Below are 13,649 nucleotides of genomic sequence, written 5' to 3' on the forward strand. Positions count from 1 at the left end.
CCAAAGATAAGGAAGCTTTTTCGATTATTTTATTGTTTTTCAGATTAGCTTTTTACTGGATCTGGTAAAACTGTACCTTTAATAGTAAGTACTTTTGTTGGTTGTCCTTCAGCGTTAGAAGTAACAGTTACTGTTTTTGTAAAAGCACCAACTCTATCAGTAGCATATTTTACACCAATAATACCTTTAGCACCAGGAGCAATTGGCTCTTTTGGAGTTGTTGGTACAGTACATCCACAAGATCCTGTTGTGTTTGTAATGATTAACGGTTTTGTTCCGTTGTTAACAAAAACAAACTCACGTTTTCCATCAGCATTGTGAGCGATAGTTCCGTAATCAATAGTTTCAGTTTCAAAAGCCATTCCAGCTCCTTCAATTTTAGCTACTTTGGCAGCTTTAGCAGCAGCTTTTTTAGTGCTTTGAGCGTTAGAAGCTGTAATACCAACAACTGCTAACATAGCGAATAAAATTATTTTTTTCATCTTTTTAGATTCTTAGTTTAAATGATTGAACAAATCTATATAAAATTCTTAAAAGTGAGCTTAAAAATAGCTTAAAATATTTTAATTTTTGAAGCCTTCAATATGCCGTTAAAAAATTATAAATTCGCTGTCTTAATTTTCATTTAAAATATATCAATTTTGGCAGCTAAAGAAAAAGTAGTGAAGGAAACACCTTTAATGAAACAGTACAACGAAATCAAGAGAAAATATCCTGATGCATGTCTGCTTTTCAGAGTAGGAGATTTTTATGAAACATTTGGAGAAGATGCCATTAGAGCTTCAAAAATTCTTGGCATTACTTTAACAAAAAGAGGCGCGGGTTCAGATACAGAAACAGCGCTGGCAGGTTTTCCTCATCATTCTGTTAACACCTATTTGCCAAAATTGGTAAAAGCAGGACTTCGTGTTGCCATCTGCGATCAGCTGGAAGATCCTAAGATGACTAAAACTATCGTGAAACGAGGTGTTACAGAGCTTGTAACGCCGGGAGTTTCTTTAAACGATGAGGTTTTGCATTCTAAAACAAATAACTTTTTAGCATCAGTTTATTTTGCTAATAAAAATATCGGAATCTCTTTTTTGGATGTTTCAACAGGAGAGTTTTTAACGGCTCAAGGAAATGCAGAATATATTGATAAGTTATTGCAGAATTTTAATCCGAGTGAAGTTCTAGTTCCTAAAAATAATAAAAGCGATTTTAGAGATGCATTTGGCGATGATTTTCACAGTTTTTACTTAGAAGATTGGATTTATAAAGAAGATTATGCACTCGAAACGCTTACCAAACATTTTCAAACCAACTCTTTAAAAGGTTTTGGAGTAGAAGAATTAAAAGAAGGAATTATTGCTTCTGGAGCGATTTTGTATTACTTGTCCGAAACGCAGCATAATCGTGTGCAGCACATAACGGCTATTCAGCGAATTGCAGAAGATGCATATGTTTGGATGGATCGTTTTACAATTCGTAATTTAGAATTGTATCATAGTTATAATCCAAATGCTGTTACGCTTTTAGATGTTATAGACAGGACACTTTCTCCAATGGGAGGGAGATTGTTGAAGCGTTGGCTGGCTTTGCCTCTTAAGGACAGTAAAAAAATAAAAGCACGGCATGATGTGGTTTCATATTTGAAATCAAATCCAGAAGTCTTACATAATATTCAATATCAAATTAAACAGATTTCAGATTTAGAGCGTTTGATTTCTAAAATCGCAGTAGGAAAAGTTTCTCCTCGCGAAATTGTTTATTTAAAAGAATCTTTAGATGCGATTATCCCAATTAAAACATTAGCGCTGGAAAGTAAACAAGAAGCGGTAAAAATTATCGGAGATAGTCTGCATGCTTGTGATTTACTGCGAGAGAAAATAAAAATAACTTTAAATCAAGATGCGCCAGTTGCGATTGCAAAAGGAAATGCAATTGCCAAAGGTATAAGTGAAGAATTAGATGATTTACGTGCTATATCAACTTCAGGAAAAGAATACTTAGAAGGAATTGAAAGAAGAGAGTCAGAAAGAACAGGGATTTCTTCTTTAAAAATTTCATTCAATAATGTTTTTGGGTATTATATCGAAGTTAGAAATACGCATAAAGATAAAGTTCCAGAAGAATGGATTCGTAAGCAGACACTTGTAAATGCGGAACGTTATATTACAGAGGAATTAAAAGAATATGAAACAAAAATATTAGGTGCAGAAGAGAAAATTCATAAAATTGAAACAGAGCTTTTTGAGCAATTAATCGCTTGGATTGCAACTTATATTAAGCCTGTTCAAATGAATGCAAATTTGGTGGCGCAACTAGATTGTTTATGTTCGTTCACTCAGTTAGCTGTAGAAAATCAATATGTGTGTCCAGAAATTGATGAAACTTTTGAACTTGATATAAAAAACGGAAGACATCCTGTAATCGAGAAACAATTACCGGTTGGAACACCTTATATTGCAAACGATGTTTTCTTAGATAGAGAAACGCAGCAGATTATTATGATTACTGGTCCTAATATGTCTGGTAAATCGGCTATTTTAAGACAAACCGCTTTAATTGTTTTACTTGCTCAAATGGGAAGTTTTGTTCCTGCAGACAGCGTAAGAATGGGAATTGTAGATAAGATTTTTACTAGAGTTGGAGCTTCTGATAACATTTCGATGGGAGAATCTACTTTTATGGTAGAAATGAATGAAACAGCTTCGATTTTGAATAATTTATCAGATAGAAGTTTAGTGCTTTTAGATGAAATTGGAAGAGGAACCAGTACTTATGACGGAATTTCGATTGCGTGGGCGATTGCTGAATTTTTACATGAACATCCTGGTAGAGCGAAGACTTTGTTTGCAACGCATTACCATGAATTGAATGAAATGACAGAATCTTTGTCTAGGATTCAGAATTATAATGTTGCTGTAAAAGAGCTAAAAGATACTGTTCTTTTTGTTCGTAAGCTTGTAAAAGGAGGAAGCGCACATAGTTTTGGAATTCACGTAGCAAAAATGGCGGGAATGCCTCAAATTGTAATTTTAAAAGCACAGAAGCTTTTAAAGAAGTTAGAAAAAAATCATTCTAATGAAGCTTTAAATGGAGTGAAAGAGGTTAATGATGAAATGCAGATGAGTTTCTTTAATTTAGATGATCCTTTGTTAGAAGAGATAAAAGAGGAGATTCTGGGGCTTGATATAAACGCGATTACACCTGTTGAAGCACTGATGAAGCTTAACGAGATAAAAAGAATGTTGGTTAAAAAATAATTTCATATTTAAAGTTTAGGTTATCAGAAAGTTATAAAATAAGTTGATTTTTTTTTGAAAAAACGCTTGTGTAATTGAATAAATGTCCTAAATTTGCACTCGCAATGCAAGACAAGTCAAGTGTTGCGGTTCTTAATTAGAATTTGAAATGCGAAAATAGCTCAGTTGGTAGAGCGCGACCTTGCCAAGGTCGAGGTCGCGGGTTCGAGCCCCGTTTTTCGCTCAAAACCATACAATGCTCGGATGGTGAAATTGGTAGACACGCTGGACTTAAAATCCAGTGAACAGCAATGTTCGTGCGGGTTCAAGTCCCGCTCTGAGTACTAAAGCCTCTTCTTTTGAAGGGGCTTTTTTTGTGGTGTAAACTCAGTGATAAAATCAATTTACAGAGTAGATTGATTTTGAAGATTCTAAGGAAATCTAAAATCAATAATTTAAAATCTAAAATCAACAATCAAAATATGGGGGCTTTTGTAATTAGCAAGCGGTTTAATGATGAGTATAAGTTTGTGTTTACATCTAGGAAGGGAAAGGTTATTTTTACGAGTTTGAGTTATGAGTTGAGGTTTGAGTGTGAAGAAGATATTGAGAAGTTTAAAAAGACAATTGAGCTTTCGAGGTTTTTAAAATTTAAAGGCTCGGGAGGGAAGTATTTTTTTAAATTGATGCTGGGTGATGTTCACTTTGCAACAAGTCGAAAATACACTACGGAATTGCTTCTTCAAAAAGGAATTAAGGAAATTGTGACTTATGCTTCGAGATCGGAGATTTTAGATTTCTCATCGGGCGAATCTATTTTTGGGGATGAAGAGATTCCGGTTGAGGAAGAAGTAGAAGAATAAAAAAAAGCGTTCACCAAGGTGAGCGCTTTTTTTTTTAGTTGTAAAATCCAAAGGTTGAATTTTGGTCAAAAAAAAACCATCGAATCGATGGTTTTAAAATTTTTAGAATTTAGGTTCTAATTATTTTTTTACTTCTTTAGCAGCTTCTTCTACTTTAGTAGCAGCAGAATCAACTTTAGCAGCAGCAGAATCAACAGTTGCAGCAGCAGAATCAACTACAGTAGCAGCAGAATCAACAGCAACAGCAGTAGAATCTACAGCTTCAGTAGCTGCAGCGTCAGCTTTTTTACAAGATACAACAGTTAAAACAGCAACAACAGCTAAACTTAAAAATACTTTTTTCATCTTACTTTATTATAAAAGGTTAATTATTAATTCGTGGCAAAGATATAAATTTTTTAATATGTAAAATATTTTTTTATTTTTTTTTTAAAATATTTTCATCGCTCACGTTTATCTTAGTTAACAAATAATGTGCCAGAATGATAAAGTTATCTTAAATTGTTTATTTTTCTGTGCAAATTATTATTTGCTGAATATTCTTTATGGAAATAGGTGGTTTTGATCCTCTTGGTTAAAGTTTATTTTGTTTTCTTAGTGAATTTATAAGATGGTAAAAAAGAACAAAATGGGTAAATTGGTGTATGATGTGAAAATAATAGCCATAATAATGAGTAAGGGAAAAGATTTTTTATGAAACGATCCTCATTATAGTATCAGTTGCGCCTTTGTTTTCTTGAATAAACGACTTGCAGATTTTGCTTTTTTCTTTATAAAAGATATCATCATTTAATAAACGATCAAAAACAGTCTTCAATTCGTTAAAAGTAGATACAGATATGCATCCTTCAAGTTCTACTAAAGAAACAGCTTCTGCAAAATTTGCAAAATTTGGTCCAATCACAATTGGAATTCCAAATGTGGCTGGTTCTAGAATATTATGAATTCCTGGATTTCCAAAACCGCCGCCCACATATGCAATTGTAGCATAACTATAAATCTTTGTTAGAAGTCCAATAGTATCTATTATAAAGACATTGTAATTTGATAGGTCTTTCTCTTCTTTTTCAGAATACAAAATAGTAGATTTTGTAAGGAGCGATTTCAATGCATTAATTTGATCGGTCTTAATATTATGAGGAGCAATAATGAATTTTATATTGTCTGGTGCTTGATTGATATATTCGGCTATTAAAGCTTCGTCTTTTGGCCAAGAACTGCCTATAACTATCGTTGGCTGATTGTTTTTGAAATTTTCGATATAATCAAGTGTATTATCTCTTTCTAAAATTGCTGCGACTCTGTCAAAACGAGTATCGCCGGAGATAATTACATTTTTAAAACCAATTGTTTCGATTTTTTGTTTTGAACTTTCGTTTTGAACAAAAAAGTAGGCAAAAGCTTTGAGAGCATTTCTATAAAAACCTCCATACCATTTAAAGAACATCTGACTGTCTCTGAAAATTCCCGAAATCAAATAAGTTGGTATTTTGCTTTTCTCCAGTTCTTTTAAATAGTTCAGCCAGAATTCATATTTAATGAAAAAGACAAATTCAGGATGAACGAGTTTTAGAAAACGTTTTGCATTGCTTTTAGAGTCTAATGGCAAATAAACAGTAACATCGGCAACAGTGTTGTTTTTACGCACTTCGTATCCTGAAGGCGAAAAAAAGGTTACAACAATTTTGTGAGATGGATATTTTTCTTTGATTTTTTCAATTACAGGCAGACCTTGTTCGTATTCGCCAAGTGATGCAGAATGGAACCAAATAGTTTTGTCTGAAGGTTTTATTTTTTCTTCTAAAATTGAAAAAACGTTTTTTCGTCCCTCAATGAAAAGCTTAATTTTCGGACTAAAAAGGGCGACAATTTTCAGAAAAAAGCCCACAATAGAAATAACTAAATTATATAGAAAAAGCATCTGTTTATTTTTGTGGCTAAAATACATTTCTTTCGACTATTTTCATGGTTTGAAGTTATTAAATAACTATTTTTGTTCCTCCTTTTAGAGAATCTGATAGTAAAATAGATCTTTAATTTTAAAATATATTGAAAATGAAAAAAATTCAAATGGTTGACTTAAAGAGTCAATATGAAAAAATAAAAACTACTGTTGATGCTTCGATTCAAGAAGTTTTAGATACTAATACTTATATAAACGGACCTTTAGTACATCAATTTCAAAAAAATCTTGAAGATTATTTAGGGGCAAAACACGTAATTCCGTGTGCAAATGGAACTGATGCTTTGCAAATCGCTATGATGGGATTAGGTCTACAGCCAGGAGACGAAGTTATTACTGCTGATTTTACTTTTGCAGCAACTGTTGAGGTTATTGCACTTTTGCAATTAACACCAGTTTTGGTTGATGTTGATATGGTAAATATGAACATCGATATTGAAGCAATTAAAAAAGCAATTACGCCAAAAACAAAAGCAATTGTTCCAGTACATTTATTTGGACGCGCAGCTAATATGGATGCGATTATGGAAATTGCAGCTGAGCATAATTTATATGTAATTGAAGATAATGCTCAGGCGATTGGAGCTGATTACATTTCTAAATCAGGAACAAAAAGTAAAGTTGGAGTAATTGGTCACGTTGCCGCAACTTCATTTTTTCCGTCTAAAAACTTAGGTTGTTATGGAGACGGTGGAGCAATCTTTACAAACGATGATAAATTAGCACACATAATCCGCGGAATTGTAAATCACGGAATGTATGAGCGTTATCACCATGATGTTGTGGGGGTAAATTCACGTTTAGACAGTATTCAAGCTGGAGTTTTAAATGCAAAACTGCCTTTGTTGGACGAGTATAATAAAGCACGTCGTTTAGCGGCAACAAAATACAATGCAGCTTTTGCTGGAAATGCACATATTATTACGCCAGATTTTGATGCAAACGAAAACGATCACGTTTTTCATCAATATGTATTAAGGATTTTAGATGCTGATAGAAATGCTTTGATGCAGCACTTATTAGATAAAGGAATTCCATGTGCAATTTATTATCCAATTCCGCTGCACTCTCAAAAAGCATATGTAGATTCTCGTTATAAAGAAGAGCAATTTCCAGTTACCAATCAATTAGTAAAAGAAGTTATTGCTTTGCCAATGCATACAGAACTTGATGACGAACAAATTAAATTTATCACAGATTCTGTTTTAGAATTTTTGAATAAATAAAATAATTAAACCAAATAAACAACAGCACAAAACAACCACAAAATGAAAGTATTAGTAACAGGAGGATTAGGATTTATTGGTTCTCATACCGTAGTCGAATTGCAAAATGAGGGCTTTGAAGTTGTGATAATTGATAATCTTTCAAACTCTACCGAAGATGTTTTAAAAGGAATTACGACAATTACAGGAAAAACGCCTTTATTCGAAAAAATTGATTTAAGAGAAAAAAGTGCCGTTCAGGATTTCTTTAAAAAACACAACGATGTTACAGGAGTAATTCATTTTGCAGCGTCAAAAGCAGTTGGAGAAAGTGTCGAAAACCCATTACTGTATTATGAAAACAACATTAACACTTTAGTTTATCTTTTACAAGAATTGCAGCAAAAACCAGAAGCGAGTTTTATTTTTAGTTCGTCTTGTACAGTTTACGGTCAAGCCGAAAAAATGCCAATTACAGAAGATGCTCCAGTGCAAACCGCGATGTCTCCTTATGGAAATACTAAGCAAATTGGAGAAGAAATTATTACAGATACAGCCAAAGTAACTAATATCAATGCTATTTTATTACGTTATTTTAATCCAGTTGGGGCACATTCTACAAATGAAATTGGCGAATTACCAATTGGTGTTCCTCAAAATTTAGTGCCGTTTATTACACAAACTGGAATAGGACTTCGCAAAGAATTGTCTGTTTTTGGAGATGATTATCCAACTCCTGACGGAACTGCCGTTCGTGATTACATTCACGTGGTAGATTTAGCAAAAGCACACGTAATTGCATTACAGCGTTTGTTGAATAAAAAGAATTTGGCAAAAGTAGAAACCTTCAACTTAGGAACAGGAAAAGGAAGTTCGGTTCTAGAAGTTATTCATAGTTTCGAAAAAGTAAGCGATAAAAAACTGCCTTATAAAATTATGCCGCGTCGTGAGGGTGATATTACCGAAGCTTATGCAAATACAGATAAAGCAAACAATGTTTTAGGCTGGAAAGCTGAATTAAGTCTAGACGAAGCAATGGCAAGTGCTTGGAAATGGGAACAAAAAGTTCGTTCTTAAAGAAAGAACTATAAGAAAGATATATATTGTCGAGACGCACAACAGTGTGTTTTAATTAATAAAAAATACCAGATAATCGATTTTTGATTATTTGGTATTTTTTTTAAATGGTATTTCACATTTATGAAACAAAGTTTAGATTATAAATTGATTTTTGCTCTTGCGGCGGTTGGAATTATTTGGGGGACAACATTTTTAGGAATCCGTGTTGCCGTTGAAACCATTCCGCCTTGGTTTGTAACTTCAATTCGTCAAGGACTAGCAGGATTTGTAATGATGGCTATTTTGTTACTTAAAAAACAACTAACATGGATTGGCTGGAAAAATTTAAAACAACAACTTATTCCGTCAGTTTTAATGATTGTAATTGCAAATGGTTTTACGACAATTGCAGAGCAAACACTCCCTAGCGGATTGGCTTCTGTAATAAGTGCGTTGTCTCCGATACTTATTTTTTTAGGAAGTATTTTATTCGGATTGCAAAAAATGAGTTTAAGAGGATTTGTTGGTGTGATTATTGGGTTCTCTGGAGTCGTTTTTATTTTTAAAGACGGACTCGGATCCTTTTTAGATGCAAATTACAAAACGGGAATGATGTTCATGGGATTTGCAATTCTAGCTTGGGCAGCGGGAACAATTTATACAAAAACACATGCCGTAAAATCTAATAATATTACGCTCAATTTGTTTTATCAATTTACGATGGCTTCTTGTATTCAGCTGGTGTTGGCATCTATTTTTTCGCCAAATCCAGATTTCAGTTCGTGGAGTTCAAGAAGTGTTTTTGCGGCTTTGTATTTGTCAATTTTTGGATCTGTAATTGCTTTTTTTAGTTATAGTTATGCTTTAAAACATGTTACAGCGGTTCAAGTTTCTATTTTGGCGTACATAAATACGATAATTGCAGTTTTTCTTGGATGGTTGCTTTTAGATGAAGTTATTACAATTGATTTTATTATTGCTACAGCGTTGATTATACTTGGAGTTTTTATTGTGAATTATAAAAAGAAGGAAAAGAAAGTTGTATAAATTTTGATTCATTTTATTTCGTAAATTTGTAAGAATTAAAAGTGTAAGAATAATGGATTCCGATAAAGAAAATAAAAAGAAAGATAAGGTTGAAGAACCAAGAGTAGAATACGAAGTTCAAAAGCCAAAATTTAAAGGGATAGATCCCGAAACTTTTGATTTTGATGCTGAGTTTGCAAAAGGATTGACCCCTGAGGAGTTTAAAGCTGAAATGTCTAAAAGAATAAAGGCATATCCTTGGAAAAAGTAATTTTTAAAAATGCTGTTCTGGAGTATTTTGATGATTTAGTTTATATTCTTTTTAAGGACGAATATTTTGGTTTTGCTGAATCGGCTCAAAATTATGTTGATAAAATAGTAGATTTTGTCATTTTAAGTATTTCGAATTTCCCTCACAAGAAAACCCCAAAATCACTTCAATATTTAGGTTCGTATTATATTTTTTATAAATCAAATGCCAGAACAACTTGGTACGTGTTTTTTGAAAAAAGAAATCAAAATTATCTAATTACTGGAATTATAAATAATTATAGTGAAGAAATAAAAGAATTATAAAAACAAAATCCTCATAAACTGAAAAGTCTATGAGGATTTTTTGTATGTAAAGTTTTTAACTGATTACTAAAAACTGAATACTGACGGCTTAAAAATTAAGCATTCGCAGTAACCGCTTCTTTATCAATTTTATTAATCAAACCAGCTAATACTTTTCCTGGTCCAACTTCTGTAAATAAAGTAGCGCCGTCAGCGATCATTTGTTGTACAGATTGTGTCCATTTTACAGGAGCTGTTAGTTGAATGATTAGGTTCTTTTTAATTTCGTTTGCGTCAGAAACCGCATTTGCCGTTACGTTTTGATACACTGGGCAAATAGGAGTAGAGAAAGTAGTTGCTTCAATTGCGGCAGCCAATTCTTCTCTTGCTGGTTCCATCATTGGTGAGTGAAAAGCTCCTCCAACAGGTAAAATTAAAGCACGTTTTGCTCCTGCAGCTTTCATCGCTTCACAAGCTTTTTCAACTGCTGAAGTTTCTCCTGAAATTACCAATTGTCCTGGGCAGTTATAATTTGCGGCAACCACAATTCCATCGATAGAAGCACAAACTTCTTCAACAATATTATCCGCTAAACCTAAAACCGCGGCCATTGTAGATGGAGTGATTTCGCATGCTTTTTGCATTGCTAAAGCACGTTGAGAAACCAATTTTAATCCGTCTTCAAAAGACAAAGTTCCGTTGGCAACTAATGCAGAGAATTCTCCTAAAGAATGTCCTGCAACCATTTCTGGTTTAAAATCTTCGCCCAAAGTTTTAGCTAAAATAACTGAATGTAAAAATACAGCAGGCTGTGTAACCTTAGTTTCTTTTAGTTCTTCGGCAGTGCCTTCAAACATAATATCTGTAATTCTAAAACCTAAAATCTCATTAGCTTTTTCGAATAATTCTTTGGCTAAAGCCGAGTTTTCATATAAGTCTTTGCCCATTCCTGTAAACTGTGCGCCTTGACCTGGAAATACGTATGCTTTCATTTGTCTAATTTGTTTTTTATTTTTTTTGGAATTGAAAATTAGCTTCAATTGAAAGGCAAAAATAACACTTTTTTATTTCGTATAATCTTTAAACATATAAATCCATGCTAACCTAGAGAATCTCAAGTTGAAAGAAGTTAGTAAAGTAATAACAACAGCAATGATTGGAATGATTCTTAAATCGAAATTTTTCTCAAAGAAAAACTGTGCAATACAATAGGTGGCAATTCCTTGAGCCACTGTTAATCCGTAGTTTACATACATAGCCCCAAAGAAATAACCAGGTTCTTTTTGAAATTTGTAATTACAATGACTGCAGTATTCATTCATTTTTGGAAGTCCGAAAGTCAAAAAAATATTTTTGTCTGTAAATACTTTTCCTTTATGACAAATAGGACATTCGTTGCTTAATATATGAGTTAATGCGCTTGACATGATCTTGTTGTTTTTTATTTATACAAAGGTAATTCAGAGTATTATAAAAGGCTTTTTTATATCTTCGCTGATTATAGCACAATAAAGACATTTTTATGAAGAAATATCCCGTTTATAGTGTTCAAAATTTTAACTGCAATGATATTCATCGTGATTTTTATGTGAATACCTTTAAAGAACATCTAAAAAGCCACAGCTTTGTCGAAGAACCGCATCGTCATGATTCGTATTTAATGGTGTTTTTTACAAAAGGTTCTGGATTGCATGAAGTCGATTTTGATCAATTCGAAATAAAAAAAGGCAGCTTGTTTGTGCTGCAACCTGGGCAAATGCATCATTGGAGTTTGTCTGAAGATGTCGAGGGTTTTGTAATTATTTTTTCTCAGGAATTGTATAATTTATATTTCGGACAAAAAAATATCAACGATTACAATTTTTATCATTCCATTCATAATCGTCCTGAAATGGTTTTTGAAGAAAAAGAAATTCCCAGAATTCTTTCGTATTTTAATTTACTGATTCAAGAAAGTAATGAAAATGCGAAATATCAATTAGATAAAATGCTGAATTTATTAGATTCAATTCATATTGAAATTGCTCGTAAATACAGTGAAACCTATTCACATCAAACACATTCATATAATATTAAAATCAACAAGTTTGAATCACTTTTAGAGGAATATTTCAGAACTGAAAAGCTACCCTCTTTTTATGCCGAAAAACTAAATATTACTTTGAAGCATTTAAACAGAATCTGCAATGAAATCCTGCAAAAAACCGCCACAGAAGTAATTACAGACCGCGTAATCCTTGAAATAAAAAGAATGTTAATCGATAAGCAATTAGCTGTAAATGAAGTGGCGTTCAAGGTAGGCTACGAAGATTATTCATACTTCTCCAGATTCTTCAAAAAACAAACAGGAGTTTCGCCAACAGAATTTCGAAATACTGTGCGATAATTTTTTTTAGCCACGACTCGAGCGATAGCGAACAGGCGAAGCAATTGCACTAATTTCCACGAATTATTATTTTAGTTTTTGTCACAGATTAAAGGATTTTCACAGATTATTTATTCTCACAAAGCAGGAAAAAAATCTTTTTAATCCTTTTAATCTGTGGCAGAAAACATTTTCAGTTTAGAAAGAAAAAATTAGTGAAAATTAGTGTAATTCGTGGCAAACCCCAAAAAATAAGCCTGCACTTCCTAAAAAAGTGCAGGCTTATTAACCAACCAAATTAAAACCTATTATAAAGTATTAAGCTTGTTTTACAAATTGTAATTCAATGTTTAATTTCACTTCTTCTCCTACTAAAACACCTCCAGTTTCAAGAGCTGAGTTCCAGTTTAAACCCCAATCTTTACGATTAATTTTTCCTTCTATGTTAAGACCTACTTTTGTGTTTCCCCAAGGATCAGTCATAGTTCCGCTAAATTCTACAGGAAATTTTACAGTTTTAGAAATCCCCTTAATATCTAAATCTCCAGTTAATTCATATTCTCCATCATTTACTTTTTTGAAAGAGGAAGCTTTGAATGCTAATTTTGGATGATTTTCAGCATCAAAGAAATCCCCGCTTCTTAAGTGACCATCTCTGTCTGCATTTGCAGTATCGATTGAAGCGATATCGCCAGAAAACTGGATATCTGCATTTTCGAAATTATCTTCGTCTGAAGTAATTGTTGCATCATAAGTTCTAAATTTGCCTGAAACATTTGTAAACATCATGTGTTTAACTTTAAAACCAATTTCTGAGTGTGTTGGGTCAATTGACCATTTTGTAGTTGCCATAATTTATTTTTAAATAATTAATTTCATTTTGATAGGACAAAGTTACGGTGGGAGTAAGCGTAACGCACTTAATCTAGATTAAGAAATAAAAAATGTGATGTTTTTTGTCGCAGATTACACATATTAAAAAGATTAAAAAAAATATGTCGCCACGAATTACACAAATTTTTAACCCAATTTAATTAGTGAAAATTTGTGTAATTCGTGGCGACTAAGAATCACTTTAATCTGTGTAATCTGTGGCGAAAAAACTAATGCGTAAAGTTTAGCTTTTCTTATTCATATAAAATGTCAAAGCTCCAGATGGACATTTTTTTACAGTTTCTATAATTTTATCAGAAGTCGAAGCTTCGGCTACAATCCATGGTTTTTCTTTTGGACGAAAAACATCTGGATTGTTTTTTACACAATTGGTCGAATGTATGCATTTTCCAGATTGCCAAACAATCGTTACTTCGCCATTTGTATATTCTTTAGTTAGGTTATTTGGATTCATGATTGAAAATTTTAAACAGTTAGTTTTAAGTAAATTAA

The 13,649-nt window shown here is 32.7% G+C and carries 15 protein-coding genes and 2 tRNA genes; 10 read left to right on the plus strand and 7 right to left on the minus strand.

Annotated elements, in window-relative coordinates; translation table 11 throughout:
• Positions 1 to 44: 44 nt before the first annotated feature.
• Positions 45 to 482, minus strand: a complete 438-nt coding sequence (locus tag ACHRV0_RS10630; RefSeq protein ID WP_089054493.1) for a DUF1573 domain-containing protein — start codon at positions 480 to 482, stop codon at positions 45 to 47.
• A gap of 159 nt (positions 483 to 641) precedes the next feature.
• On the opposite strand from ACHRV0_RS10630, the gene mutS reads away from it, so the two are divergent.
• The 4 genes from mutS to ACHRV0_RS10650 all read left to right on the plus strand — a co-directional run bounded on the left by mutS (position 642) and on the right by ACHRV0_RS10650 (position 4,090).
• Complete coding sequence (gene mutS, locus ACHRV0_RS10635) at positions 642 to 3,248, plus strand: DNA mismatch repair protein MutS (RefSeq protein WP_395440825.1); 2,607 nt, start codon at positions 642 to 644, stop codon at positions 3,246 to 3,248.
• 150 nt (positions 3,249 to 3,398) lie between these two features.
• Positions 3,399 to 3,471, plus strand: a tRNA-Gly gene (locus ACHRV0_RS10640).
• Positions 3,472 to 3,485: 14 nt separating this feature from the next.
• A tRNA-Leu gene (locus ACHRV0_RS10645) sits at positions 3,486 to 3,571 on the plus strand.
• Positions 3,572 to 3,709: 138 nt separating this feature from the next.
• A complete protein-coding gene (locus ACHRV0_RS10650; RefSeq protein WP_129023926.1) occupies positions 3,710 to 4,090 on the plus strand; it encodes a DUF1508 domain-containing protein in 381 nt (126 codons plus the stop codon).
• Between the two features lie 120 nt (positions 4,091 to 4,210).
• Here ACHRV0_RS10650 and ACHRV0_RS10655 read toward each other — a convergent pair whose 3' ends face one another.
• The gene (locus ACHRV0_RS10655; RefSeq protein WP_089054494.1) at positions 4,211 to 4,435 is read right to left on the minus strand and encodes a hypothetical protein; all 225 of its coding nucleotides are present in this window, start codon (positions 4,433 to 4,435) and stop codon (positions 4,211 to 4,213) included.
• 346 nt (positions 4,436 to 4,781) lie between these two features.
• Positions 4,782 to 6,011 (minus strand): 3-deoxy-D-manno-octulosonic acid transferase, encoded by a 1,230-nt coding sequence (locus ACHRV0_RS10660; protein WP_395440826.1) that lies wholly within the window; start codon positions 6,009 to 6,011, stop codon positions 4,782 to 4,784.
• Between the two features lie 134 nt (positions 6,012 to 6,145).
• Here ACHRV0_RS10660 and ACHRV0_RS10665 point away from each other — a divergent pair, with 134 nt between their 5' ends.
• From ACHRV0_RS10665 to ACHRV0_RS10685, 5 genes are all read left to right on the plus strand, one after another.
• The gene (locus tag ACHRV0_RS10665) at positions 6,146 to 7,279 is read left to right on the plus strand and encodes a DegT/DnrJ/EryC1/StrS aminotransferase family protein (protein WP_129023928.1); all 1,134 of its coding nucleotides are present in this window, start codon (positions 6,146 to 6,148) and stop codon (positions 7,277 to 7,279) included.
• A 42-nt stretch (positions 7,280 to 7,321) separates the two neighbouring features.
• Positions 7,322 to 8,335, plus strand: a complete 1,014-nt coding sequence (galE, locus tag ACHRV0_RS10670) for a UDP-glucose 4-epimerase GalE (RefSeq protein ID WP_395440827.1) — start codon at positions 7,322 to 7,324, stop codon at positions 8,333 to 8,335.
• Between the two features lie 123 nt (positions 8,336 to 8,458).
• Positions 8,459 to 9,364: a DMT family transporter gene (locus tag ACHRV0_RS10675; protein WP_395440828.1), complete on the plus strand. Its 906-nt coding sequence runs from the start codon at positions 8,459 to 8,461 to the stop codon at positions 9,362 to 9,364.
• 52 nt (positions 9,365 to 9,416) lie between these two features.
• Positions 9,417 to 9,614, plus strand: a complete 198-nt coding sequence (locus tag ACHRV0_RS10680) for a hypothetical protein (protein ID WP_129023931.1) — start codon at positions 9,417 to 9,419, stop codon at positions 9,612 to 9,614.
• Complete coding sequence (locus tag ACHRV0_RS10685) at positions 9,602 to 9,919, plus strand: hypothetical protein (protein ID WP_129023932.1); 318 nt, start codon at positions 9,602 to 9,604, stop codon at positions 9,917 to 9,919. The genes ACHRV0_RS10680 and ACHRV0_RS10685 overlap by 13 nt, the downstream gene beginning before the upstream one ends.
• 95 nt (positions 9,920 to 10,014) lie before the next feature.
• Here ACHRV0_RS10685 and fabD read toward each other — a convergent pair whose 3' ends face one another.
• Positions 10,015 to 10,890 (minus strand): ACP S-malonyltransferase, encoded by an 876-nt coding sequence (gene fabD, locus ACHRV0_RS10690; RefSeq protein ID WP_155102558.1) that lies wholly within the window; start codon positions 10,888 to 10,890, stop codon positions 10,015 to 10,017.
• Between the two features lie 72 nt (positions 10,891 to 10,962).
• On the minus strand, positions 10,963 to 11,325 hold the full coding sequence (locus tag ACHRV0_RS10695; protein ID WP_071636409.1) for a DUF983 domain-containing protein: 363 nt from the start codon (positions 11,323 to 11,325) through the stop codon (positions 10,963 to 10,965).
• A 95-nt stretch (positions 11,326 to 11,420) separates the two neighbouring features.
• On the opposite strand from ACHRV0_RS10695, the gene ACHRV0_RS10700 reads away from it, so the two are divergent.
• Entirely contained in the window at positions 11,421 to 12,284 is an 864-nt protein-coding gene (locus tag ACHRV0_RS10700; RefSeq protein WP_395440829.1) for a helix-turn-helix domain-containing protein, read from the plus strand.
• A 297-nt stretch (positions 12,285 to 12,581) separates the two neighbouring features.
• Here ACHRV0_RS10700 and ACHRV0_RS10705 read toward each other — a convergent pair whose 3' ends face one another.
• Together ACHRV0_RS10705 and ACHRV0_RS10710 are read right to left on the minus strand one after the other, a co-directional pair.
• Positions 12,582 to 13,115, minus strand: a complete 534-nt coding sequence (locus ACHRV0_RS10705) for a YceI family protein (protein WP_395440830.1) — start codon at positions 13,113 to 13,115, stop codon at positions 12,582 to 12,584.
• Between the two features lie 265 nt (positions 13,116 to 13,380).
• On the minus strand, positions 13,381 to 13,611 hold the full coding sequence (locus ACHRV0_RS10710; protein WP_395440831.1) for a (4Fe-4S)-binding protein: 231 nt from the start codon (positions 13,609 to 13,611) through the stop codon (positions 13,381 to 13,383).
• Between the last annotated feature and the right edge of the window lie 38 nt (positions 13,612 to 13,649).

The sequence above is a fragment of the Flavobacterium sp. FlaQc-30 genome (assembly GCF_044005885.1).
Taxonomy (GTDB): Bacteria; Bacteroidota; Bacteroidia; order Flavobacteriales; family Flavobacteriaceae; genus Flavobacterium.